Origin of the sequence: Rhodanobacter sp. MP1X3, assembly GCF_014207165.1 — a bacterium.
Classification (GTDB): Bacteria; Pseudomonadota; Gammaproteobacteria; order Xanthomonadales; family Rhodanobacteraceae; genus Rhodanobacter.
In genome coordinates, this window is sequence record NZ_JACHCO010000005.1 from 74962 (window position 1) to 98241 (window position 23280).

The 23280-nt window shown below is 60.7% G+C and carries 24 protein-coding genes; 16 read left to right on the forward strand and 8 right to left on the reverse strand.

Going from position 1 to position 23280, the window contains the following annotated elements:
* Positions 1–17 precede the first annotated feature (17 nt).
* The 4 genes from rmuC to HDE79_RS14135 all read left to right on the forward strand — a co-directional run bounded on the left by rmuC (position 18) and on the right by HDE79_RS14135 (position 3148).
* On the forward strand, positions 18–1478 hold the full coding sequence (rmuC, locus tag HDE79_RS14120) for a DNA recombination protein RmuC (protein WP_184602624.1): 1461 nt from the start codon (positions 18–20) through the stop codon (positions 1476–1478).
* The gene (locus tag HDE79_RS14125) at positions 1475–2053 is read left to right on the forward strand and encodes an FUSC family protein (RefSeq protein WP_184602625.1); all 579 of its coding nucleotides are present in this window, start codon (positions 1475–1477) and stop codon (positions 2051–2053) included. Before rmuC ends, HDE79_RS14125 begins: the two co-directional genes overlap by 4 nt.
* Before the next feature lie 114 nt (positions 2054–2167).
* Positions 2168–2767, forward strand: a complete 600-nt coding sequence (gene folE / locus HDE79_RS14130) for a GTP cyclohydrolase I FolE (RefSeq protein WP_184602626.1) — start codon at positions 2168–2170, stop codon at positions 2765–2767.
* A complete protein-coding gene (locus tag HDE79_RS14135; protein ID WP_343205974.1) occupies positions 2768–3148 on the forward strand; it encodes an EF-hand domain-containing protein in 381 nt (126 codons plus the stop codon). It begins immediately after the preceding gene.
* A gap of 14 nt (positions 3149–3162) precedes the next feature.
* Here the strand turns inward: HDE79_RS14135 and HDE79_RS14140 are convergent, their stop codons facing one another.
* From HDE79_RS14140 to HDE79_RS14165, 6 genes are read right to left on the reverse strand one after another with little or no spacing between them, the layout of a single operon-like run.
* Positions 3163–4371, reverse strand: coding sequence for an ABC transporter permease (locus tag HDE79_RS14140; protein ID WP_184602627.1), 1209 nt, complete (start codon positions 4369–4371; stop codon positions 3163–3165).
* Positions 4368–5102: an ATP-binding cassette domain-containing protein gene (locus HDE79_RS14145; protein WP_184602628.1), complete on the reverse strand. Its 735-nt coding sequence runs from the start codon at positions 5100–5102 to the stop codon at positions 4368–4370. The genes HDE79_RS14140 and HDE79_RS14145 overlap by 4 nt, the downstream gene beginning before the upstream one ends.
* Positions 5099–6670, reverse strand: a complete 1572-nt coding sequence (locus HDE79_RS14150; RefSeq protein ID WP_184602629.1) for an alpha/beta hydrolase — start codon at positions 6668–6670, stop codon at positions 5099–5101. Before HDE79_RS14150 ends, HDE79_RS14145 begins: the two co-directional genes overlap by 4 nt.
* A 5-nt stretch (positions 6671–6675) precedes the next feature.
* A complete protein-coding gene (locus HDE79_RS14155) occupies positions 6676–6873 on the reverse strand; it encodes a helix-turn-helix transcriptional regulator (RefSeq protein ID WP_184602630.1) in 198 nt (65 codons plus the stop codon).
* Between the two features lie 42 nt (positions 6874–6915).
* Entirely contained in the window at positions 6916–7536 is a 621-nt protein-coding gene (locus HDE79_RS14160; RefSeq protein ID WP_184602631.1) for a hypothetical protein, read from the reverse strand.
* 28 nt (positions 7537–7564) lie between these two features.
* Positions 7565–7702 (reverse strand): hypothetical protein, encoded by a 138-nt coding sequence (locus HDE79_RS14165; RefSeq protein ID WP_184602632.1) that lies wholly within the window; start codon positions 7700–7702, stop codon positions 7565–7567.
* Positions 7703–7937: 235 nt separating this feature from the next.
* On the opposite strand from HDE79_RS14165, the gene HDE79_RS14170 reads away from it, so the two are divergent.
* The 8 genes from HDE79_RS14170 (at position 7938) to HDE79_RS14205 (ending at position 18418) form a co-directional block, all read left to right on the forward strand.
* Positions 7938–8465 carry a spore coat protein U domain-containing protein gene (locus tag HDE79_RS14170; RefSeq protein ID WP_184602633.1) on the forward strand — a complete coding sequence of 176 codons (528 nt, stop codon included), beginning with the start codon at positions 7938–7940 and terminating at the stop codon, positions 8463–8465.
* Positions 8466–8543: 78 nt separating this feature from the next.
* Positions 8544–9221, forward strand: coding sequence for a fimbria/pilus periplasmic chaperone (locus tag HDE79_RS14175; RefSeq protein ID WP_255488421.1), 678 nt, complete (start codon positions 8544–8546; stop codon positions 9219–9221).
* Positions 9222–9285: 64 nt separating this feature from the next.
* On the forward strand, positions 9286–11580 hold the full coding sequence (locus HDE79_RS14180; RefSeq protein WP_255488422.1) for a fimbria/pilus outer membrane usher protein: 2295 nt from the start codon (positions 9286–9288) through the stop codon (positions 11578–11580).
* Positions 11577–12593 carry a spore coat protein U domain-containing protein gene (locus HDE79_RS14185; protein WP_184602636.1) on the forward strand — a complete coding sequence of 339 codons (1017 nt, stop codon included), beginning with the start codon at positions 11577–11579 and terminating at the stop codon, positions 12591–12593. The genes HDE79_RS14180 and HDE79_RS14185 overlap by 4 nt, the downstream gene beginning before the upstream one ends.
* Positions 12594–13136: 543 nt before the next feature.
* On the forward strand, positions 13137–13721 hold the full coding sequence (locus HDE79_RS14190) for a type 1 fimbrial protein (RefSeq protein ID WP_184602637.1): 585 nt from the start codon (positions 13137–13139) through the stop codon (positions 13719–13721).
* Positions 13722–13791: 70 nt separating this feature from the next.
* Positions 13792–14541, forward strand: coding sequence for a fimbria/pilus periplasmic chaperone (locus tag HDE79_RS14195; RefSeq protein ID WP_184602638.1), 750 nt, complete (start codon positions 13792–13794; stop codon positions 14539–14541).
* A complete protein-coding gene (locus tag HDE79_RS14200; protein ID WP_184602639.1) occupies positions 14538–17333 on the forward strand; it encodes a fimbria/pilus outer membrane usher protein in 2796 nt (931 codons plus the stop codon). Before HDE79_RS14195 ends, HDE79_RS14200 begins: the two co-directional genes overlap by 4 nt.
* Complete coding sequence (locus HDE79_RS14205) at positions 17333–18418, forward strand: hypothetical protein (RefSeq protein ID WP_184602640.1); 1086 nt, start codon at positions 17333–17335, stop codon at positions 18416–18418. Before HDE79_RS14200 ends, HDE79_RS14205 begins: the two co-directional genes overlap by 1 nt.
* A 38-nt stretch (positions 18419–18456) precedes the next feature.
* Here the strand turns inward: HDE79_RS14205 and HDE79_RS14210 are convergent, their stop codons facing one another.
* Together HDE79_RS14210 and HDE79_RS14215 are read right to left on the reverse strand one after the other, a co-directional pair.
* Positions 18457–18861, reverse strand: a complete 405-nt coding sequence (locus HDE79_RS14210) for a hypothetical protein (protein ID WP_184602641.1) — start codon at positions 18859–18861, stop codon at positions 18457–18459.
* A 230-nt stretch (positions 18862–19091) separates the two neighbouring features.
* Positions 19092–19838, reverse strand: a complete 747-nt coding sequence (locus HDE79_RS14215) for an FAD-binding oxidoreductase (protein ID WP_184602642.1) — start codon at positions 19836–19838, stop codon at positions 19092–19094.
* A 189-nt stretch (positions 19839–20027) separates the two neighbouring features.
* Here HDE79_RS14215 and HDE79_RS14220 point away from each other — a divergent pair, with 189 nt between their 5' ends.
* From HDE79_RS14220 to HDE79_RS14235, 4 genes are all read left to right on the forward strand, one after another.
* Positions 20028–20981, forward strand: coding sequence for an ABC transporter ATP-binding protein (locus tag HDE79_RS14220; RefSeq protein WP_184602643.1), 954 nt, complete (start codon positions 20028–20030; stop codon positions 20979–20981).
* A complete protein-coding gene (locus HDE79_RS14225) occupies positions 20978–21754 on the forward strand; it encodes an ABC transporter permease (RefSeq protein ID WP_184602644.1) in 777 nt (258 codons plus the stop codon). Before HDE79_RS14220 ends, HDE79_RS14225 begins: the two co-directional genes overlap by 4 nt.
* 27 nt (positions 21755–21781) lie before the next feature.
* The gene (locus HDE79_RS14230) at positions 21782–22168 is read left to right on the forward strand and encodes a hypothetical protein (RefSeq protein WP_221440175.1); all 387 of its coding nucleotides are present in this window, start codon (positions 21782–21784) and stop codon (positions 22166–22168) included.
* Between the two features lie 75 nt (positions 22169–22243).
* The gene (locus HDE79_RS14235) at positions 22244–22963 is read left to right on the forward strand and encodes a pseudouridine synthase (protein WP_184602645.1); all 720 of its coding nucleotides are present in this window, start codon (positions 22244–22246) and stop codon (positions 22961–22963) included.
* The last annotated feature ends 317 nt before the right edge of the window (positions 22964–23280 follow it).

Genomic DNA, 23280 nt, shown 5'->3' on the forward strand with positions numbered 1-23280 from the left:
CTTTGCTGGAATGCCCCATGTCTGTTGCTGAAATACTGCTGATCGTTCTGCTCCTCGCCGTGCTGGTGATGATCGTGCTGCAAGTCATCACGCTGCGACGCGGCCACGCGGACGCAGGACTCAACCTGCGACTGGATGCGCTGAAGGACGATGGCGAACGCTTGCAGCGCACCCTGCGCGAAGAACAGCGCTCGGGACGCGACGAACTTCAGCAGGGTTTCGACCGCTTCCGCGGCCATGTCGGCGAGCAGCTCGTCGGCATCAGCCAGCAGCAGCTGGCGCGCATCGACGACTTCGGCCAACGCCTCAACCTGCTCACCGAACGCACCGATGCCGGCCTGCAGTCACTAGCCATGCGACTGGCCGAGGATGCGCGCAAGAGCCGCGAGGAACTCACACTCGCGCTCAACCACTTCGGTGAACAGCAGCAGTTGCGCCTCGCCGCACTCACAGCCGATAACGAAAAACGCATGGGCGAAGTGCGCGCCACGCTGGAAGCCAAGCTCAGCGCGATCCAGCAAGACAACGCGGCCAAACTCGAACAGATGCGTGCAACCGTCGACGAAAAGCTGCAGTCGACGCTGGAGACCCGGCTTGGCCAATCGTTCAAGCTGGTCTCCGATCGCCTCGAAGCGGTGCAGCGCGGCCTTGGCGAAATGCAGAATCTGGCCATTGGCGTCGGCGATCTGAAGCGCGTGCTGACCAACGTCAAGAAGCGCGGCACCTTCGGCGAAGTGCAGCTCGGTGCGCTGCTCGAAGACATGCTGACCGCCGAGCAATATGCCTCCAACGTGATCACCGTGCCGGGCACCAACGACCGTGTCGAGTTCGCGATCCGCATGCCGGGACAGGAGGAAGGCGAGCACGTCTATCTACCCATCGATGCGAAGTTTCCGGTCGAGGATTACCAGCGCCTGCTCGATGCGCAGGAGGCCGCCGATATCGAGGCCGCCAACACGGCCGGACGGGCACTGGAAAATCGCGTGCGCGATGAAGCGAAGCGCATCCAGAGTAAATACGTGTCACCGCCGCATACCACCGATTTCGCGGTGCTTTACCTGCCCACCGAAGGCCTTTACGCCGAAGTGATCCGGCGCCCCGGCCTGTTCGAAAGCCTGCAGCGCGATCATCGCGTCACCGTGGCCGGGCCAACCACATTGAGCGCGCTGCTCAACAGCCTGCAGATGGGTTTTCGCACGCTGGCAATCGCCAAGCGCAGCAGCGAGGTGTGGAAGATTCTCGGCGCGGTAAAAACCGAATTCGGCAAGTTCGGCATCGTGCTGGACAAGACCCGCAAGCAGCTCGATACCGTGCGCAACAGCATCGACAGCGCAGGCCAGCGCACACGCGTGATCGAGCGCAAACTGCGCGAGGTCGAAACACTGTCGGTCACCGACAGCGCCAGCCTGCTGGGCGAAACCTTGATTGAGGACGCAAGCGAACCTCTCACCGGCGCGGATGACGACAGCACCGTATGAGTGCCGCGCGCAACCCGCTGATCAAGCACCATCGACGACTCGGAGCACTCGCCGCCGAACTTGAACGGCTGCGTAAAACGCTGCCACGACGTGAGCGGGTGCTGGTCGGTTTAGCCCAGGCAGTTCGTGTCGCCGCCGCGGCAAGCCTTGGCTACTTTGGCGCGCTGGGGCTAGGACTGCAGCCGGGGTTCTGGGCCGCGATCACCGCCATCTCGGTGACCCAGAGCAGTTTTGCCGAAGTGCGCAACTCGTCGCGCGACCAGTTTATCGGTGCCATCTTCGGCGGACTGATAGGAATCGGTGCCGCCCTGCTTGGCCATGATCATTACTGGGCCTACATCGTGGCGGTCATGCTAGGTACGATGTTTTGCTGGGCCTGCAATCTCAGCGCGGCCGGTCGCATCAGCGGCATCACCACCACGATCATCATGCTGGTGCCGCATCAGGGATCGTTTCTGCAGTTCGCCTTGTTTCGCCTGGGCGAGGTCACGCTAGGCGCTCTGGCGGCGTTATTGGTGACACTGCTTTACGAGGCGCTGGAGCGCCATTGGTTTCCCGATCCCTCCTCTTCATAAAACGCACAACGTGCGATGGCAGAGCTGCGGCTTTATGCCTGTCCACGCTAACGTCAATCGCAAATGTCACTGGCCCGCTACACTGGCAAGCCTGTCTGAGTTCCAAGGACCACTATGAGCAAGCAGCCACCCACCGACGTCACCCGAGAACAGGCCGAGGAGGCCGTGCGCACACTGCTGCGCTGGGCCGGCGAAGATCCCTCCCGCGAAGGCCTGCTGGATACGCCCAAGCGCGTGGTCAAGGCCTACGGCGACTGGTTCAGCGGTTACCTGTCCGATCCGGGCGAATATTTGCGGCGTACCTTCAAGGAGGTGGCCGGCTATGATGAGATGGTGGTGCTGCGCGATATCGAATTCGAGAGCCATTGCGAGCATCACATGGCGCCGATCATCGGTCGTGCGCACGTGGGCTATCTGCCGACCAATCGGGTGGTTGGCATCAGCAAGCTGGCGCGCGTCGTCGACGGCTTTGCGCGGCGCTTCCAGGTACAGGAAAAACTCACCGCCGAGATCGCCCAGTGCATCCAGGAGAACCTGCACCCGGCCGGCGTGGCGGTAGTAATCGATGCCAGCCATGAGTGCATGAGCACGCGCGGCGTGCACAAGCGCGGCGTATCGATGGTCACCAGTCAGATGCTGGGCTCGTTCCGTGATGATGCGCGCACCCGCATGGAATTTCTGCAATTCATCGGCATCGGCCGCGGCGTGCGCTGAGTGTCAGCCATCGCGCGATTTGGACGTCCATCTACGTTTCAGTTCGCAGCACTTCTTGTCACGGCTGGCTTGCTGCTGGCAACGACAATCTGCGCGGCGCAGGATTATCCACAGACGCCGCGCGAGTACCTGCGGCTGATGGACAGCAATGGCGATGGCAAGATCAGCGAGACCGAGTACGTCGAGTACATGAGCCGTAGCTTTCGCCGCATGGATACCAACGGCGACGGCATTCTGGAATCCAGCGAGCTGCCGGGTGGCCGCGGCAGGCCGATCTCGCTACGCGAGTTTCAGGACAATCTGCGCAGGCAGTTTCATCGGCTCGACCGCAACCACGACGGCTATCTCAGCGCCAGCGAACTGGCGCAACCGCCGGGTTGATTCATCACGGTGCGTCAGGTCGAGATCGCCAGCCGTTCGGATCGATAGAGTTGCATGGTCACCAGCACAGCGATCAGGGCGGCGGCAAAACTGCCGGCCAGACAAAGCCCGAGCTGCATCGACTCGATGCCATCACCGCGCAGCAGCTGCATGATGCCAAGGTTCTGCCCCAGCAGCGGTACCGCGTACATCCACGGCTCCGCCCTGACCGGCAGAATGGCCAGCACCAGACTGGGAATCGCCGGCACCAGCATCAGCAAAGACAGGTAGGTCTGCGCCTCGCGATAGGTTTTGGCGAAGGCCGCCACCAGAGACTGCAAGGCCGCCAACAACACGAGAACCGGCAGCATCAGCAGCAGCACGTGGGCGGCGAAATGCACACCCAGGTCCAGCTCCATGCCGATTTTTTCTGCTGGTATGAATTGCCCCACCACCCCAAACGCCACCAGGGTGATCAACAGGCTGGCGGCGGAAAAGACGCAGATGGCCGCCAGCTTGCCGCTGAAGATTTTCCAGCGCGCCACCGGATTGGCAAACAGCGGCTCCAGCGACTGGCGCTCGCGCTCGCCGGCAGTGAGGTCGATCGCCAGATACATGCCACCCATGAAAATGGTGATGATGAAAAAGTACGGCAACATCGCGAAGATCAGCACGGCGCGCGATTGCGGCGTCGCCTGATCACGCCTGGCTACCACCAGTGGCCATGCCGTGGTTGGCGATAATCCGCGTGCCACCAGCCGCATCGCACCCTGCTGGCGCGCATAGCTTTCCACCAACTGGCTGACGCGTTCTACCGAGGTATTGGCATCGCGTTGCGACGAGTCGTAAATCATCTCCACCTGCACCGGCTGACCCTCGCGCCAGGCCTTGCCGTAGCTGGGGGCAATGCGCAGCACCACATCGGCATCCTGCTTGCGCACCGCTTTTTCAGGATCGGCCAGTGCTGCGCCTGGCACCACGCCACCAGCCTTCAGCGCATCGATCAGATTCGGCGCGTACTGCGCACCGATTACCGGCACCGGCACGGGCTTGTCGGCCTTGTCCAGCTCGCGGCCAAGCTGGACGTTGAGCAACATCACGAACAAGATCGGACCCAGCAAAGGGCCGGTGAGGAAAGCGCTGATCATGGTGCGTCGATCGCGCAGGTTTTCCTTCACTTCCTTCAGAAACACGGTGAGGAAGGCGCGGCTGCGATAGGCGCGTTTTACGTTCGGCGCATTCATGCAGCGAGCCCCTCTTCGCTGCCAATGATTTTCACGAATGCATCTTCCAGATTCGCTTCGCCGGTGTGCTCACGCAGTGCGTCTGGCGATTCGTCGGCCACCACGCGACCACGTGCAATCACCACGATGCGGTCACACAGCGCAGCAACCTCCTGCATGATGTGACTGGAAAAAAGCACACAGCGGCCTTCGTCCTTCAACCGCTGCATGAACTGTCGCAACGCGCGGGTAGCCATCACATCCAGACCGTTAGTCGGCTCGTCCAGAATCACGTTGCGCGGGTCGTGCACCAAGGCACGGGCGATGGCGGTTTTCACCCGCTGGCCTTGCGAAAAGCCTTCCGTGCGGCGGTCACCGATGTCGCCCATATCGAGCGACTGGATCAATGCCTCGCGACGCATCTTCAGCAAATCCTCCGGCAGGCCATGCAGTCGCCCGAAATAATCGATGTTCTCCCGCGCGGTGAGCCGCTTGTAGAGGCCGCGCGCATCGGGCAGCACGCCGAGCTGTCGACGCACAGCCAGCGCGTCGACGTCAGCGTCGATGCCGTCCACCAATACCTGGCCGCGATCGGGCGACATCAGCGTGTAGAGCATGCGCAGCGTGGTGGTTTTGCCGGCGCCGTTGGGCCCGAGCAGGCCCGTAATTTCGCCATCACGGGCCATGAAACTGACGCCATCGACGGCCTTCACCGCGCCGAAGGCCTTGTGCAGATCTTTCACTTCGATCACGGTGTGGCTCCGTTGAAATCGATGAATATCGGGGTAGGTTGCAGCAGGTCTAGGCACTTGGCATCGAGCGCCCTGGGATCGAGGTCTTCGACAAATTTCTTGATCAGCTTCGGCGTACAACCGGCGGCCATGACGCTGTGCGCCTGACCCTTGAGCACCAGCACGCGTGCGTTGGGCAAGCCCTTCGCCACCTCCTCGGCATAACGCGGCGGCGTGACCGGATCGTACTGACCGGCTAGCAACAGGATCGGCTTGTCGGTTTTCAGCGGCTGGTGGAAATCCGCCGGGCGCGTGCCTTTTGGCCAAACCGAGCACACGGCCTTCAGCGAATCGACCATCTGCGTGCCGAGGATGGTCTGCTCGTCCTGCGGGCGCGATGTCAGCAGGTCGGCGTCCTCGCTGCAAATCACCGAATACTGCATGCCGCTGCCCATCAGTTCCGACAGATCACCCGAAAGGATCTTGGCCTGACCCAGCAGCGGGCCGACATCACCGTGTGCCGCCGCATCGATCGACATGGGCAGTAGCGCAGCGGTGGGCGGCGTGTACGCAAACATGCGCACCACGCTGGCCAGCGAGCTTTCGTTCAATACGCGCTTGACGGTCCGATAGGTTTCCGGATCGCGAAAGCTCACCTGATGCGGGTTGGCGCGCAGTGCATCTCGCAGCTGATACAGCGTCTGGTCCGGATCGCCGAAGCGCTGCTTGCACACTGGCTCAGCGGTGCAGCGGGCGAACTGCAGCTTCAAAGCCTCGTCCAGCGTCTGCGCAAAGCTTTCACCCAGCGCCAGCGAGTTGGGTACGACGCTGTCCAGCACCACGCTGCGCACGGCGTCGGGATAATGCATCAGGTACTGCTGCGCCATGCGCGTGCCGTACGAGACACCGATCAGGTCGAACGTCGGTGAGCCGAACGCCTTGCGCACGTCTTCCAGATCCTGCACGGCCACCGTGGTGGTGTAGTAACGCGGATCGGCGCGTTGGCTGATCTGCTTGAGGCACACCGTGGCCGCGCCGCGGATCTTGCCGACGTCATCGCTGTCTTCGTCGTCCTGGGCGGTGACGTTATCGGAATCCTTGCAGCTGAGCGCATTGGAGCCACCGGTACCGCGCTGATCGAGCAACAGCACATCGCGATGCGTGCGCAGCGGCTGCAGCACCGAAGCAACCGTGCTGGCCGCTTCGGTTGCCGCCTGCCCCGGACCGCCGGCGAGAAACACCAGCATGTCCTTGCTTGGCACCTGAGCGCTTGAACGCAGCACGGCCAGTTTCAACGTAATCGTGCGGCTGTGCGGGTCCGCGCGATTTTCCGCTACCGGAAACGCGGCGCACCACGCCGCCGTACTGAGCCCACTGTTGGGCTGACCGAGCTCGCACGCGGTAAGCGTCACCGCGCCGAGTTGCCATGTACGCGGTTTCGCCGGAGGCTCCGGCATCGCTGATGTCGCTGGCGTCGCAACGACGATTGCCGGCGATTCGTCCTTCGTATGGAAATGATTCCAGGCGAGCAAACCCACTCCCACGGCAACGACACCGATCCGGAAAAGCGTACGTCCTTTCAGCACCATGCCTACTACTCCTCACCCGGTATAAAAATGAATTCAATCGAACGGCCAAACAATCGCGCGATCTTGAACGCCAGCGGCAGGCTGGGATCGTATTTGCCGGTCTCGATGGCATTGATGGTCTGCCGAGAAACATCCAGCCGCTCGGCCAGATCGGCCTGGGACCATCCCTGCTCGCCGCGTAGTTCACGCACGTGGTTATTCATTGAGGAGGCTTGACCATCGGCATGCGCGGGCGGGCATGCGCATCAACGGACATTTCGGCTCTCCATCCTTTCAGCGTGACGTTTGCGCAGATAAATGACGCCCCGGGCCAGCGCAACCACGCCAATGGTCGACGCCATGCCGAGCAACATGCCCCCGTGAAAAGCGTCTCGTTTCAGAAAGGCAAACAGCGCAACGAAACCGAACATGGCAGCCGCTATCGCAAGGCGCCAATGCAAGGCCATCGAATCGTTTGGATCGCAGCCCAGATCATCGCTGTATCGACGCGCCACCCACCAGCGAGTCACGCCGTAGCAAGCCATCATCAGCGGGAAAACCCCTATCAGGATGCTGCCATCCAGTGGCAGGACCTGCGCCGATGCCAGAAAGCCACCCGCTAGGCTCAAAGCCCCGACAACACCGGTGGCCACACCCAATCCGACGAGGTGTGTGCGCTGCTCCAGCTCGTCGCTATCGCGAATACGTCGCGCCATCAGGCCGATGACGTAAAGCATCGGCGGCAAAGGCGCCAACGCCAGCAGCCATTTCGTCGGTGCATCGGTAACTGTGCGAACCAGCGGCCACACCAACACCATGACGACTGCATAAATCGTCATCGCAAACATCAGGTGCTGCTGGTAGCGCTTTTGCTTCAGACGGGGCATGGACGTGTCCTCGAAACGATTTCGGAGTTCATTCGGTATTTCCAGAACCTTGGTCGTTGATCGAGCCATCAAAGCTTTCGTCGGCAAGAGGCGAAATCTCCCTGGCCGGCGCGTTGGATTGGCTTTCCCCGATCACGTTGCTGGAAATGTCAAGCAAACTTGACATGGGCAATCTATCTCTCCCTCGCACCCATGTCAAGGGTACTTGACACTTACGCCCAATTCGGCGCGATTCGCGAGCCAGGTTAATCAGGTGCGCTCTCTAGATAGCAGCCTGAAAATGTAACTTTTTGTGCATTGGTCGACACCGGGTTACCTGAGACTCGAAGACGCAGGGATCGCCTCCTGCATAGGGCTCGAGGCGTTTACCTCATTGGTTCAGCTACCCGGGGGGAATCCCAATGTCCATAAAAAATACGCTGCGCGCTGTCGCATTCGCCGTACTTGTAGGCGTTGCAGCTTCCGCCAACGCTGCCAATCCAGCCACCGCCACCTTCCAGGTATTGATCACCATCACCAAGGCATGCACCGTCACGGCGGGCACAGCATCCAATATCAACCTGGGCTCGGTTGCTGGCACGGCAGTGAACACCACCAACAGCAACACCATCAGCGTCAACTGTTCCAAGACCACGCCGTATTACGTTGGCCTGGCACCGTCGAACGCCAACACGGCCGGCGCCGGCACGATGGTTTCCACCACTGCACCCGCGACCAATACCGACAAGGTGCCCTACCAGCTGACGTCGACCGCCGGAGCCGGCGGCACCATCTGGGGTAACACGGCGACATCCACGGCGGTAGGCAATGGCGTGGCAGGCACGGGCACGGGTGTAGCGCAATCGTTAACCGTCTATGCGACCGCCGCCAGCGCCAACTTCACGCCCGACAGCTACGCGGATACCGTCACCGTCAACGTCAACTATTGATCGACCATGCACGGCGCTTCCCCGTGGCGACGGTGGCGTTACGCCCTTCTTGTGGCAATGGCCGCAAGTGGCTGCGCCATGGCGAGCGGACTTCAGGTGGCGCCCGTCACGTTGAGTCTCCAGCCTTCGCAAAACGCCGATGGATTGTGGCTGAGCAATACCGGTGACAACGTCATCCATGCACAGGTGCGTGTCTACCACTGGGCACAAGATGCCAACGGCGATCAGCTGACCCTCTCGCAAGGGTTGGTCATCAGTCCACCGATACTGCAACTGGCTGTGGGCGAGCAACAGCTGGTGCGGGTCATCCGCCTGGGCGCTCCGCCGAACGGCCCTGGCGCAGCGGAGGATGCATACCGCGTCGCCATCGACGAACTGCCCGTCGACATGCATGGCAAGAAGGGCCTGCAGTTTGTGCTGCACTACACGCTGCCGGTGTTTGTCGAGCCTGCTGGTGCGGCAGCTGCGCCACCGATATTGCACTGGAGTCTGCAACAGGATGGCGACCATGCGGTATTGCAGGTTGGCAATACCGGCGGCAGTCACGCACAGCTCGCCAGCCTCAGTTTCATCAACAGCGCCGGCCAGCGCAGCGAAATCACTCCTGGCCTGCTCGGTTACGTGCTTCCTGGCGCCACCATGCGCTGGGTTCTGAAACCGCCCGTGGCCGTGTTCGCGTCTGGTGGCACGCTGGAGGCATCGATCAATGGCGAAAAGGCTACGCAAAAGCTGTCGCTGGCCGATCGTCCTCGCTGAGATAGTTCTATTGCAAGGATTGCTCGCACCAGCTGCCCACTCGGCGGACAAAGCCGACAATGCAATGTCGGCGGCAAATCCTGCGCTGACCGCTGATGGCAATGGCATCGTCGGAACGGGAGGAAATGAACTGTATCTTGACGTGATACTCAACGGTGCATCGAGCGGACTGGCCCATTTCAGCCTTCGCGACGGGCAGCTATGGGTAAGCCAGGTCACCTTGCACCAGCTCGGTTTCGCGCTGCCGTCGGGCATGTCCGATCCGCTGCGGCTGAGCAGCCTGCCCGGCAGCATGGTCGTCTACGATGCGAACCAGCAGAGCGTGAAGATACGCGTGCCACTAAGCATGCTGCGGTTGTCGACCACGGTGCTGAATGCGCCTGCAGTATCCGTACAAAAACCCAGCGCTTCGCCCGGGGCGCTGTTGAATTACGACCTGTACGGTACGCAGGGCGAACACGGCAGCAACAGCCTCAGCGCTTTCACCGAGCTGCGTATCTTCGGGCCCGCCGGGGTGTTCAGCACCACCAGCCTATCGCAGGCCACGCATGCCGATGGCACCGGCTGGGATGACAAGACCGTACGTCTGGACACCGCGTGGAGTACCTCGTTTCCCGACAGCCTGATGACCCTGCGCATCGGTGACACACTCACCGCTGCGCAATCGTGGACACGCTCGACCCGTATTGGCGGCATCCAGTTGGGCACGGACTTTGCGCTGCAGCCCTACCTGATCACGGCGCCATTGCCAGCGTTTCTAGGATCAGCCACCCTGCCTTCGGATGTCGATCTGTACGTCAATGGTCTGCGCCAGTACAGCGGCAAGGTCCCTACCGGCCCGTTTCAGCTCAATTCCATTCCGAACATCAGCGGTGCGGGCAATGCGCAGATCGTACTGACCGATGCGCTGGGCCGCGCTACCACGCTCAATTTCTCGTTGTACGACACGCACCAATTGCTGCAACAAGGGCTGTCGCAATGGTCGACCGAACTGGGTTATGTACGCGAAAACTATGGCTTGGCCTCGTTTGATTACGGGCACGATCCCGCCGCCAGCGGCAACTGGCGCTACGGCGTCAGCGATCACTTCACCGCAGAACTTCACGGTGAGGCTACCGCCGGACTGACCGAAGCCGGCGCCGGCGGGGTCTGGCTGCTCGGCGACAGCAGCGGCATTTTCTCGGCATCGCTCGCCCAAAGCGAGCACGCCGGACAGAGCGGTTCGCAGTACAGCCTCGGCTACAGTTGGCGCAACAACCGATTCAACTTCAGCGTTGACGAAACCCGCACCCGCGGTGACTACCTCGACGTCGCTTCGCTGTATGGCGCGCCACCGCCAAAGGTGAGCAGTCAAGCCGTTGTCGGCTACAGCACCGGGCATCTGGGCGAGTTCGGCGTGAGCTATCTGGATCTGCGTTATCCGGCGCAGGACCCTTCGCGTTACGCCACCGTGTACTGGTTCAAATCGATCGGGCATGCCATGTCGCTCAGCTTGAGTGCGAACCAGAATCTCGACAATGCCGCTGATCGCAGTCTATTTGCCGGCTTCAACATCGTGCTGGACGACAACACCACGGTGAGCACCGGCATACAGCGCGATGGCTCAAGCACCGGGCTCAGTCTCGACGCCAGCAAATCGGCACCGAGCCAGGGCGGCTGGGGCTGGCGTGCCGACTTGCGCCAGGGCGGCGATCAGAATGGCGGTCAGGGCGAACTGGATTATCTGGGTCGCTACGGCATGGTGGACGCCGGTGTCAGCTCGATCGCCGACCAGCGTTATGCCTACGCTGGCGCGAGCGGATCACTGGTGCTGATGGGAGGTGATCTGTTTGCCTCGCGCCGCATCGACGACGCCTTCGCGGTCGTATCTACTGACGGTATCGCCGGTGTTCCCGTAAAGCTCGAAAACAATTCGATTGGCACAACCGACAGCCACGGCATGCTGCTGGTCGAGCCCTTGAATTCGTACCAGAACAATCAGGTGTCCATCGACCCGATGCAGTTGCCACAGGATGTGCGCATTGATCACGTCAAAGCCATCGCAACACCGACCGATCGCGCCGGCACGCTGGTGAAGTTCGGCATCACGCCCGTGCAGGCCGGCGTGCTCACGCTGGTGGACAAGGCCGGCAAGCCATTGCCGCTGGGAAGCCAGGTGCGGGTGCATGGACAGGTCAGCGGTGATCCCGCCTTGGTCGGCTTCGATGGCCAGGCCTATCTGGAAACCCTGCAGAAGCACACCGTGCTGGATGTGGTCACGCCAGACGGCAGCTGCCACGTCGCGTTCGATTACCACAAGGTCGGCAGCACGATCCCGCACATCGGTCCACTGTCATGTGTCGCAGAGGGCGCGCAATGAAGACGCCGAGCCTGGTGGTCACGCTTATTGCACTGATACTGCTGATCGGCAGCTCGTTGATGACCTCGCAAACGGCACATGCCCAGGCCGCCTCGGTTACCTGCAGCGTCACCAGCGCGCCGACCATCAACTTTGGCACCGTGGACGGACTGGTCACCGGCGCCACCACCAGCGCATCGATCGGCTGGACCTGTAAAAACCCCTCCCTGCTCCTGGCTGCCAACACCACTTTCTGCATCAACATCGGCAACGGTACGGGTGGTCTTCAGGGCACCAATCGGGTGATGACCGCCGGCACCGGGCAGAGCCTGCAGTTCCAGATGTATCAGGACAGCGCGCGCACGCAGGTCTGGGGTTCGCTGTTCTCAGCCGTCAACAGCGCGCCCTATCAAACGTCAGTTGTCGTGCCTCTGGGACTCACCTTCCTGCTGCCCGGCATCCTCAGTGGCACAGCAACGATTTACGCCAGCGTACCCAACGCCCAGATAGGCCTGACCGCCGGCACCTATATCAGCACCTTTGCCGGAACCGATGCCGAGATGACGGTGGCCTCGAACTACACCACCACGCCTTCGACCTGCGGCACCGGAAATGCCAGCGCCTTCAGCTTCACGGCCAATGCCACCGTGACAAAGACATGCACCATTACCGCGGCCAACAACCTGAGTTTTGGCACCCCCGCCAGCCTGCTTACCGCCAACGTGGATGCGACGACTACCCTGCAGACTCAATGCACCAACAGCACGGCGTTCCAGATCGGCCTGAACAACGGCCAGAACGCCAGCGGCACCACACGGCGCATGCTTGGCAGCAGCGGAGATTTGATTACTTACGAGCTCTATCAGGACAGCGGGCGAACGATACGCTGGGGCAACACCGTCAACAGCGATACCGTGACCGGTACGGGCAATGGCGCCGTGCAGACCAACACCGTTTATGGCCGCGTGGCCGCTCAGGCCACCCCCACGCCCGGCGCATATACCGACACCATTACGGTAAGCGTGACCTACTGACGAGTGTTGGCGCACAACCGTGCTGCGAGAGGCGGCCCATAATGCCGAGGTGTTGGCGCCGGAGCATTCATAAACCGGCCTGGCGTGCTCACTGTCTGTCGGGAATCTCCAAACCCCAGTATGCCCGAGTAATGTCAAGTAAACTTGACATTACTGCGCTCATCCAGCGACGACGATCACATTTGTGATGAGGGGCGCGTGACCCGAAATACCAAATAATGTGACATAGTTCGCACTTCTGAATGACGCAATTCGTCAGAAAGGGTGACGCAGTTCGCACAATTGAATGACATAATTCGTCGGGTAGATGAGTTACAACGTTCGTCTGCACGACATCCCGACGCCTAGGGATGATCATCGGGGGAGGCCATTGGCCGGGGAATCGCTCTAAAACAAGACTTGGCACACAGCTTGCTGATGTTGGCTGGACCCAGCCGCGCGCAAGGCTGCCGTCGGGGTAATGCTACCAACACCAACCGCTGTCCAATAGCGCGTCAAGAATCAGTCAACCAAGACCAACACCTTTATTCATTAGGAATACGCATGAACAAGACTCTTCTCTCCGCTGCACTGATCGCCGGTTTCGGCGTGGCAGCATTCGCTCCGCAGGCTGCTAATGCGGCCAGCGGCGGCACCATCACCTTCTCGGGCTCGCTCGTCGCGTCCACCTGCGCCGTGACTGTCAACAGCTCCACCGCCAGCGCGACTGTCACGCTGCCGGCTGTTGGGTTGGTTAACACCACCCTGTCAACTGTTGGCTCGTCGGCCGGCTGGACGGGCTTCACTCTCAACTTGAGCGGTTGCCCCACCTCCATAGCGAACGGGTCGGGTACCGCCTATAGCAAGGTTTACCCATACTTCACGGGGGCTGGCATTGACACGGCCACCGGTTACCTGACCAACACCGGCACCGCCAACAGCGGTGTGGAAGTCGCGTTGTCCACTAGCAGCACTGGGGCCAGTTATTTGACGCTGGCAGGCGCGTCGGGCGCTCAGGGTGTGACCCCGGTAGCGCTGTCGGCTACCGCTTCTTCGTTCCAGCTTTACGCCGGCTATGTCGCCACTTCCGCCACCGTGGTAGCGGGCACCGTTACCGCCTCGGTGATATACAACCTCAACTACCAGTAATAGCCAGCAAACCTCGCTGCTGCGGCCGGAGTTCCGGCCGCAGCGTACCCCACTGGCATCCGAGATCCCGATGAACAAACTGATCCGCGCCCTGACCGCGGCGCTGCTGGTCATCGGCTGCGCGCTATCCACCGTCCACGCCAATGTCGTCATCAGCGGCACCCGGGTGATCTTTCCGGCCAAGGACGGTGAGGTCACCGTGCGCCTGACCAATCAGAACACCACACCGGCATTGATCGAGGCCTGGATCGACGACGGCGATGCGAAGGCCACGCCGGACAAGGTGCATACGCCATTCCTGATCACGCCACCGCTGTTCCGCATGGAACCGAACCGCGACCAGAGCCTGCGCATCCTGTTTACACATAGCGAGCAGCCGTTGCCGGCTGATCGCGAGTCGGTGTTCTGGCTCAACGTGCTGGAAATTCCACCGAAGCCGAGCAGCCCGCAATTCCAGGACAAGAATTACATGCAGTTCGCGATCCGTTCGCGCCTGAAGCTGTTCTATCGTCCCGCCGGGCTGGCGGGCGATCCGATGAAAGCGCCGAATGAACTCAGCTTCAAGGCGGCGAGTGATGCCGGCTCGGTCACCCTGGTGGTGCATAACCCCACACCTTATTACGTGACCATTGGCCAGATCACGTTGACTACCGGGGGTGCGTCACACAAGGTGAACGAGGGCATGGTGGCGCCGCTTTCCGATTTGCGTCTGGCCGTGCCGGACCTGAAGCAGGCACCAGCTGCGGGCAGCACGGTCCAGTACGACTGCATCAATGACTTCGGTGCAGACGTAATCCTCAAGGACAACGTCTCGCAGTGAACGCTCGGCACGCCACCTACCAGCGCAATCCACGCTGGCCGCTGGCGTGCCGTCGTGCGTTGCTTTGTGCGGGGATTGCCGCCGCACTGGTGAGCTGGGCCGGCGCAGCGAGCGCCGCCGCAGCCAATGGCGCAGATGCATCTGCCAGCCCTGCAGGAGCAGACGCCAGTGCCAGCGGTGGCTACGCCGATTTCGACCGCAATATGCTGTCCGGTGCCGGCCAGAACACCACCGACCTGTCTCGTTTCGAGCACGGTAATCCGGTGCTTGCAGGTAACTACAACACAGACATCTATCTCAACAATGTCTGGGTTGGCCGCAGCGACGTGCGCTTCGTTGCGACTTCCGCCAAGGCCAGTGCCACCCCGTGTGTGGATCGCAAGCTGCTAGACCAGCTCGGACTGCATCCGGCGAAACTGTCCGCCGAGACCCTGACACGTCTGAACGACTCGACCGCCTGCGTAACCATCGGCAGCCTGATTCCTGGTGCCAGCATGACGTTCGACATGTCGCAACTGCGGCTGGACACCAGCGTGCCGCAGGCCTACATGGGCCAGATGGCGCGCGGCTACGTGAGCCCGGAATACTGGGATGCTGGCGTGCCGGCCGCATTGCTGAACTACAACTTCAACAGCTACCGCAGCACCACCCAGGGCCAGACGCAGACCACGTCCTACCTTGGGTTGAACAGCGGCATCAATCTCGGCCCGTGGCATCTGCGCGAAGACGCCACCGTCAACTGGCAGTCAGCCACGTCCAGCAGCCCGGCACGCCAGCAGTGGCAGAACATCGATGCTTATGTGCAGCGCGATCTTCCCTCACTGCGCTCGCTACTGACGATCGGCGACAGTTATACCGACGGTGCGGTATTCGACAGTTACGGCATCCGCGGTGTACAGCTCGCCACCGACGATCGCATGCTGCCGCAATCGTTGCAGGGCTACGCCCCGGTCATTAACGGTGTAGCCAACACCAATGCCAAAGTCACCGTGCGCCAGAACGGCGTGCAGATCTACCAGGCCACGGTGGCACCCGGCCCGTTCACGCTCACCGATCTGTACCCGACCGGTTACGGCGGCAATCTGGATGTCACGGTGACCGAAGCGGATGGTCGCGTGACAACCTTTACAGTGCCGTATGCCTCGGTGGCGCAATTGCTGCGCCCGGGCATCACCCGTTTCGATATCGCCGCGGGTGAATTGCGCGACGCATCGATCAAGGACAAACCTGCCGTGGTGCAAGCAACGGTGCAACATGGTTTCAACAACCTGCTGACGGGCTATGCCGGCATCGTGGGTTCGCAGGGCTACGCAGCCGTGCTGATGGGCGGCGCGATCGACACACACTACGGCGCGCTCGCGCTGGACATCACCCACGCAAACGCTCACATTCCCGGCTATGCAACGCAGTCCGGTCAGAGCGTACGGATAACCTACAGCAAGATCATTCCGTCGACGCAGACAACGCTGTCGGTCGCCGCTTATCGCTATTCAACCAGCGGCTTCCTCAGCCTCGACCAGGCCGCCGAAGCCCGCGGCTATGCGCGCGAGGGAATCAACGCCTTTGATTACGTGCCATCGCCAACCGTGCCCATGATCGACGGTGTGCCAGAGCAAAGCGTGCTCACTCCGGCCCAACAGGCTGCCCTCACGGGCAGTGCCTTCACCGCCAACCCGATTCTCTCGGGTACCGGCGTGGAACGTCAGCGCAACAATTTCACCTTATCGCTCAGCCAGCGTCTGGGGCAAAGCGGCGGGTCGATCTACGCCAACGCTACCGCCAATGACTATTGGAATCGCAGCGGCACCAATACCCAGTTTCAGCTTGGCTACAACAATCATTTCCATCGGTTGAGCTACGGCATCTCGGCCACGCGCTCGGTCGATCCCCTCGGTCACTACGACAACGAATACTTGGTGAACTTCAGCCTGCCACTGGGCGATAGCCCGCATGCACCGACTTTCATGCTGAATCTCACGCATGACCAGAGCGGGAGTTCGCAGGATCAAGCGATGGTGAACGGCACGTTCGGTGCGGACAGCCAGTTCAACTACGGCGCGACGGCTACACACAACAGTGACGGTGGCGGCAACGCTAGCAGCGTGAATGCGGGTTACCGCAGCCCGTATGCGGTGCTCAACGCCAGCTATGGTGATGGCAGCGGCTATTCCCAGGCTTCGATTGGCGTGAGCGGTGCCGTGGTAGCGCACCCGGGTGGTGTCACCTTCGGTCAGCCGATCGGCGACACGGTCGGTATCGTCTACGTACCGGGCGCCGAGGGTGCTAGCTTGAACAGTGCCGCTGGTGCGCGGATCGACCGCTTTGGTTATGCCGTGGTGCCATACCTGACACCCTACATGCTCAATAACATCCAGATCGATCCGAAGGGGCTGTCGCTGGACGTACAGCTCGATGCCACCAGCGCACAGGTTGCGCCGTATGCCGGTGCAGTGGTGATGCTGAAATTCAAGACCGAGAATGGTCGCGCGCTGATCGTGCGTGCCCGTTTGCAGAATGGCGAAGCGCTGCCGTTCGGCGCCGAGGTGTTCAATGAAAAAGGAATTTCGCTGGGCGTGGTCGGCCAAGCCGGTCAGATCCTGGTGCGTGGTGTCGACCAGTCCGGGGAGCTAAGCGTGCGCTGGCAGGATGACAATGGCGCGGCCCAGTCGTGCTCGTTCACCTACCAACTTGCCCCACGGGCCAGGGGCAAGCGGGCGAAAGCCTACGAAGAGATCCAGGCAACTTGCGTACGACCCAACACGGTCGCGCAGGTCACGAGGAGTGGCATGTGATGCATCGTTTCCATAATGCCTCGCGGTGCGCGCGGCTCTTCGTCTGGCTGTTGCTGGCGATCGCGGCGATCGGCTGGGCACCGCTCGCGGCTGCTGCCCCTAAATGCACATCCTCATCAGCGACGCTCACTTTCCCCAGCAGCGTAACCATTCCGAGCAGCACCGCGGTTGGAAGCACCCTAGCCACCGGCACGGCCACTATGAGCTTTACATGTACTGGCCTGTCGTCATCCAATAATCCGGCAACCATCCAGGCAGGCCAATACTTGGCCACATTGGATCCCACGAATAATACGGCCGGCCCCGGTATCACTTTTGCGACTGGCGTGTCCGGCCTTGCGGTGCTGGTCACAGCCACCCCGGTTCAGGCAACGAGCGCAGCGTGTCTTGCCTGCGGCCCCACTAGCACTGCAGGCTATGTCTTGGGGTCTGTTTCGGGAAACTCTTCGGGAACCGGTACTGGCACGGTGACAGCCAACTATTCCGCAACCCTGATCAAGACCGGCCCAATCGCTCCAGGCACCATATCCTCCATCAACCTGATTCCTTTCTGGTGGTATATCCCTGCGGGCCCCGGCAATACTGGCACTAGCGCGAGTTTGGGTGCCAACCTCATCCTTCCCGCAATCAACCTGACCGCCCCCAGTTGTAGCCTCACCACCAGCTCCCAAAACATCGCCGTCACCCTGCCTGGCGTAGCGACTGCATCGTTATCGACGGCCGGACAAGTGAACGGCAGAGCCGCTTTCAGCATCGCGGTGACGGGTTGCCCCACGAGTGTGAGCACCATCACGACCTATTTCTATGCGGGTGCAACCATTGATACCACCAGCGGCAACCTGATCAACAAGGGCACTGCCACGAACGTCGAGGTGCAGTTGCTGAACGGTGCCGGTGGCAGCGCTGCGGCGCTCTCCGTGATCAATCTGGCTGGCGCGCAGGCCTCGGCACAGAACTCGTCGCAATACAGTGTCAGCGGCGGAGCGGCGACACTGAATTACTTCGCGCAATACATTGCCTCCGGCGGAGCTGCTGGCGCTGGCACTGTAAGCACCAGTGTGACATTCACGATTGCCTATCCTTGACTCCATGGGGCACATGAAGGAAAGCCTTCGTTGCCATGTCACTCATAGGTTTGGGTGACCAGTATCGGAGTAACCCGCTTTCCCGCTTTATCGCGGCTATCTGCAGCTTTTACATAACCGGCAAAGTAGTCGAGCACTCGATCGTGATTGATCGTAGCGGCATCGAGATCGACGACGGTCAATGAATAAAACTGGCTGGAATCCGTTGCCTTACGAGCAGTGCCACATGCAAAACGAAGTGGCGTGACATTGTGGCTCGTCGCTATCGATGCCACGGTATCGATGCTGGCGACACTGGCCGAGCATGTGGGCTCGACGATGGCCCCCATGAAGCTGATCCGTCCACCTGAAGCTTCCACCCCGCCTGCTGTGACCAGGCGCGGCATACTCAGCATGCCGACAATGGCGATGCTCACCAACAACGAACTGATCGACGACTTCATACCGCGCCTCGCGGTGCTCCGTAGCTATTACGGAGTACTCAAGTTGCTATCGGCACGATTTATCAAAACTTTTGCCCCAGAAAGCCACCTTTCCGGCACGAGGCAGCAAACTGCCAATCACGTCACACTTTTGGAGGCATTGACGCCATGTCGGAGGCGGTGGCTCCGTTGTTCAACCGCTCGGGCGTTGGAGCCCCGAAGTGACGAAAACGATGCGTTCTGGAGCAGGTTTAGCGAGAGGAAATGTATTTCTCGCGCCTGATCTGCGGCACCGGCAGGCCGAACTCCTTCAGCGCGGCGAATGCGGCATCGACCATGTTCGGATTGCCACACAGGTAGGCGATGTCGCGCTCGATGCTTGGCGCCAGTTCGGACAACACGTTCTGCACGTGACCGCTGCGATCGCTGGAACGTGGCTCGGAACGCGGCTGCCGGCTCAGACAGCCGTGAAACACAAAACCGGGATGCTGCTGCGCAAACGCTTCGAACTCTTCGCCGTACAGCAACTCTTCTTCGGTGCGCGCGCCGTATAGCAACACCACTTCACGACCACCCTTTTCCAGTAGTGTGGCAATTTGCGGCAGCATCGCGCGGTAAGGCGTTACGCCGGTGCCGGTGGCCAGCAGGAGATAGCGCGGATGGGTATCCGCTTCATGCAGGCAGAAGCGCCCATACGGACCACTGGCGTCGATGATGCCATCCTGGGGCAGCTCGCCGAGCAGCTTGGTCGCCGCACCACCCTCCACATAGCTCACCGCAATCTCGATACGCTCGACCGGCGATGCGCCGTCGCCCACGGTAGCTACCGAGTAGCTGCGTTTGGTCGCGGTCCCGTCGTCGTAGTGGAAATGCACCTGCAGAAATTGCCCCGGCTGAAATGCCAGTGGCTGACCATCCACACGCTCGAAAACAAGATGACGAACCGAGGACGCCAGCATGCGGCTGTCGACGAGACGGAGCTGGAAATGATCGGCCATGGGCGTCCTGGTGGTGCGTATGGAAACGATGCGTGCGTCCGAAGGGATCGGGTGGCAGCGACAAGCCCGCTATAATAAGTGGCTAAGAGCCGCTGACCAAACGCTGGCGCGTCATTTTTTCGAACCTGTCGGTTCAAGACGCGCCAGACGTCGGGTTTCCCCGCGGCTTTCCCCCAAACGGCGTCACCCATGACCTCAACACCCGCACTCGTCGTCGAGAACCTGCGAAAAACCTACGGCAACGGCGTCGAAGCCCTCAAGGGCATCAGCCTGACTGTGCAACCCGGCGATTTTTTTGCCTTGCTCGGCCCTAACGGCGCCGGCAAATCCACACTGATCGGCATCCTTTCGTCGCTGGTCAATTCCAGCGGTGGCGACGCCAAGATTTTTGGTATTTCCGTCAATCAGCAGCGCAACGAAGCAATGCGGCTGATCGGCCTGGTTCCGCAGGAAATCAACTTCAACCAGTTCGAGAAGTTGTTCGACATCTGCGTCAACGAGGCCGGTTTCTATGGTGTGCCGCGCAAGATCGCCGCGGAGCGCGCCGAGAAATACCTGAAGGAGCTGCGTCTGTGGGACAAGGCACAGCATCAGGCGAGGATGTTGTCTGGCGGCATGAAGCGGCGTCTGATGATTGCCCGCGCCATGATGAACGAGCCGAAGCTGCTGATCCTCGACGAGCCGACCGCCGGGGTCGACATCGAAATCCGCCGCTCGATGTGGCAGTTCGTCAGCGGCATCAATGCCGCTGGCACCACGGTGATCCTCACTACGCATTATCTGGAGGAAGCCGAGCAGCTGTGCCGCAATATCGCGATCATCGATGGCGGCCGCATCGTCGAGAACACCAGCATGCGCAGTTTGCTGGCGACGCTGGACGTGGAGACCTTCGTGTTCGATATCAGCGGCATCCTCGGCGAACTGCCAACCCTGCCGGGCATCGTCCTGCGTCGCCTCGATGACCACACGCTGGAAGCCGACATGCCGCGCGCGCAGGATCTCAACGCTCTGTTCGCTGCCTTGTCTGCCAACAGCATCACGGTCACCTCGATGCGTAACAAGACCAACCGGCTGGAGGAACTGTTCGTACGACTTGTCGAAAACGGACGCCACGACGACGCCACCGGGGAGAAAGCGGCATGAGCACCTCGACCAACCTCGTCGCGCTGCAGACGCTGGTGCGCCGCGAAATCGTGCGCATCATGCGCATCTGGACGCAGACGCTGATTCCGCCGGCGATCACCATGACGTTGTATTTCGTGGTGTTTGGCAAGCTGATCGGCAGCCGCATCGGCACCATCGAAGGCGGCTTCAGCTACATCCAGTACATCGTGCCTGGCCTGGTGATGATGAGCATCATCACCAACAGCTACGGCAACATCTCCAGCTCGTTCTTCGGCGCCAAATTCAGTCGCTCGGTGGAGGAGATGCTGGTGTCACCGATGCCGAACTGGGTGATCCTGCTCGGTTACGTCACCGGCGCGGTAGCCCGTGGACTGGTGGTCGGTGTGCTGGTGCTGTTGATCGCGCTGTTTTTCACGTCGTTGAATGTCGTGCATCCGATCATTACCTTCCTCTCCGTACTGCTCGGCGCCACCATTTTTTCACTGGCCGGTTTCGTCAATGCAGTGTTCGCCAAGAAGTTCGACGACATCGCGCTGGTACCGACCTTCGTGCTGACGCCGCTGACGTATCTCGGCGGCGTGTTCTATTCGATCAACATGCTGGGCGAACCGTGGCAGGCCATCTCGCGGGTCAACCCGATCCTCTACATGGTCAACGCCTTCCGCTTCGGTGTGCTGGGCATCACCGACGTGAATATCTGGGTCGCCTTCGGCGTGATGCTGGTGTTTGTCGCGGGCCTGTCGATCGTCGCGCTGACCCTGCTGAAGCGCGGAATCGGGCTGCGGTCGTAAATCAGTACAAGGAAAAAGGACGTCGATGTGATCGTCATGGAGCACTATCGTAAATTCGCGGGTCTTGGTGTCGCATGCCTGCTGGCAACGTCACAGGCAGCGATAGCTGCCCAATGGCAGATCTGCCAAATGCGCGTTGAAATCACCGGCGTGACGAAACCGGTGCCAGAGTTGCAGGCGAAAGTTCGACAGGTGACGCCAAAACAGGCGGATGCCGAATGCCCGCAGGTCGGCGACACGATTACCTTCGATCCGGAAACACCCGACTACCAGAATAATGTGCCGCGAAAGCGCTGGCCGAAGATCGGACAGACCGTTCGGATGCGTTACCAGTATCTGGATGGCTTTTGTCATCATGAAGAAGGTCAGGATGCTCCGTGTCGCATCAAGCATTACCCACTGGACGCTTCGTAACCTGATGTGTTCGTCATTCCGGCTTCGTTGGAATGACGAACACAAAAGCCAAAGTCATTCACCTTTTCCGATCTTATGCGCGTCAACAAATACATCAGCGAAGCTGGCATCTGCTCCCGCCGCGAGGCAGACGAGCTGTTGCTTGCCGGTCGCGTCACCATCAACGGTGAAGTCGTCACCACCGGCGCCAAGGCGCTGGACGGCGACGAGGTGCGCGTGGACGGCGAGATCGTCAAGACACGCATTCTCGCGGCCACGCCAGGCGCCAAGAAGGCTGTTTACATCGCACTGAACAAACCGATCGGCATCACCTGCACTACCGACCAGAGTGTCGACGGCAATATCGTCGATTTCGTCGATCACCCGCAGCGGATTTTCCCGGTGGGGCGGCTCGACAAGGATTCCGAAGGGCTCATCCTGCTGACCAGCAACGGCGACATAGTCAATGAAATCCTGCGCGCCGAGAATAATCACGAGAAGGAATATCTCGTAGCGGTGAACAAGACCGTCACCGACGAATTTCTCCACGGTATGGCCAAGGGCGTGCGTATCCACGGTCAGATGACCAAGCCCTGCCGTACGCGCCGTATCGCCAAATACGGCTTCTCGATCGTGCTGACCCAGGGGCTGAATCGGCAGATCCGCCTCATGGCCGCCGCATTCGACTACCGCGTCACCCAACTGCGCCGTGTGCGCATCGACAACGTCAAGCTCGCCCACCTGAAAATCGGCCAGTGGCGCAATCTCACCGAGGCGGAATTGAAGGGTTTGCTGCCCGAGCGGACACAGTGGTGAACTGGATATGGTTTCAGTTGTTGGTGCTTCGCGATCTGGCTCGCTTGCAGCGGGCTTTCGTCCGCCACTGGCGGCCGAGTCACTTTTCTCTTGCGTGGCCAAGAGAAAAGTAACCCGAAGAGAAGGCCACCCCACTTGGCGCACAGGGGCCCCGGTAAAAGCAGCTCGCATCCTGCGCGCTTATTGAAAAGACAAAGCTGCTGACGCGCTATCAAGCGGATTCGATGATCGAATATTCCTCCGCAGTTAATCGCTGGCTACAAGTCTTTGGCGATCAGTTGAAAACCCTTCTTGACGAGTATTCAGCTTTACTGAAG

What these genes read in the sequence shown, in the direction of transcription:
- rmuC (WP_184602624.1), top strand. Translation starts at nt 18, where the DNA reads ATGTCTGTTGCTGAAATACTGCTGATCGTTCTGCTCCTCGCCGTGCTG.
- HDE79_RS14125 (WP_184602625.1), top strand. Translation starts at nt 1,475, where the DNA reads ATGAGTGCCGCGCGCAACCCGCTGATCAAGCACCATCGACGACTCGGA.
- folE (WP_184602626.1), top strand. Translation starts at nt 2,168, where the DNA reads ATGAGCAAGCAGCCACCCACCGACGTCACCCGAGAACAGGCCGAGGAG.
- HDE79_RS14140 (WP_184602627.1), bottom strand. Translation starts at nt 4,371, where the DNA reads ATGAATGCGCCGAACGTAAAACGCGCCTATCGCAGCCGCGCCTTCCTC.
- HDE79_RS14150 (WP_184602629.1), bottom strand. Translation starts at nt 6,670, where the DNA reads ATGGTGCTGAAAGGACGTACGCTTTTCCGGATCGGTGTCGTTGCCGTG.
- HDE79_RS14155 (WP_184602630.1), bottom strand. Translation starts at nt 6,873, where the DNA reads ATGAATAACCACGTGCGTGAACTACGCGGCGAGCAGGGATGGTCCCAG.
- HDE79_RS14160 (WP_184602631.1), bottom strand. Translation starts at nt 7,536, where the DNA reads ATGCCCCGTCTGAAGCAAAAGCGCTACCAGCAGCACCTGATGTTTGCG.
- HDE79_RS14165 (WP_184602632.1), bottom strand. Translation starts at nt 7,702, where the DNA reads ATGTCAAGTTTGCTTGACATTTCCAGCAACGTGATCGGGGAAAGCCAA.
- HDE79_RS14170 (WP_184602633.1), top strand. Translation starts at nt 7,938, where the DNA reads ATGTCCATAAAAAATACGCTGCGCGCTGTCGCATTCGCCGTACTTGTA.
- HDE79_RS14175 (WP_255488421.1), top strand. Translation starts at nt 8,544, where the DNA reads ATGGCGAGCGGACTTCAGGTGGCGCCCGTCACGTTGAGTCTCCAGCCT.
- HDE79_RS14180 (WP_255488422.1), top strand. Translation starts at nt 9,286, where the DNA reads ATGTCGGCGGCAAATCCTGCGCTGACCGCTGATGGCAATGGCATCGTC.
- HDE79_RS14185 (WP_184602636.1), top strand. Translation starts at nt 11,577, where the DNA reads ATGAAGACGCCGAGCCTGGTGGTCACGCTTATTGCACTGATACTGCTG.
- HDE79_RS14190 (WP_184602637.1), top strand. Translation starts at nt 13,137, where the DNA reads ATGAACAAGACTCTTCTCTCCGCTGCACTGATCGCCGGTTTCGGCGTG.
- HDE79_RS14195 (WP_184602638.1), top strand. Translation starts at nt 13,792, where the DNA reads ATGAACAAACTGATCCGCGCCCTGACCGCGGCGCTGCTGGTCATCGGC.
- HDE79_RS14205 (WP_184602640.1), top strand. Translation starts at nt 17,333, where the DNA reads ATGCATCGTTTCCATAATGCCTCGCGGTGCGCGCGGCTCTTCGTCTGG.
- HDE79_RS14210 (WP_184602641.1), bottom strand. Translation starts at nt 18,861, where the DNA reads ATGAAGTCGTCGATCAGTTCGTTGTTGGTGAGCATCGCCATTGTCGGC.
- HDE79_RS14215 (WP_184602642.1), bottom strand. Translation starts at nt 19,838, where the DNA reads ATGGCCGATCATTTCCAGCTCCGTCTCGTCGACAGCCGCATGCTGGCG.
- HDE79_RS14220 (WP_184602643.1), top strand. Translation starts at nt 20,028, where the DNA reads ATGACCTCAACACCCGCACTCGTCGTCGAGAACCTGCGAAAAACCTAC.
- HDE79_RS14225 (WP_184602644.1), top strand. Translation starts at nt 20,978, where the DNA reads ATGAGCACCTCGACCAACCTCGTCGCGCTGCAGACGCTGGTGCGCCGC.
- HDE79_RS14235 (WP_184602645.1), top strand. Translation starts at nt 22,244, where the DNA reads ATGCGCGTCAACAAATACATCAGCGAAGCTGGCATCTGCTCCCGCCGC.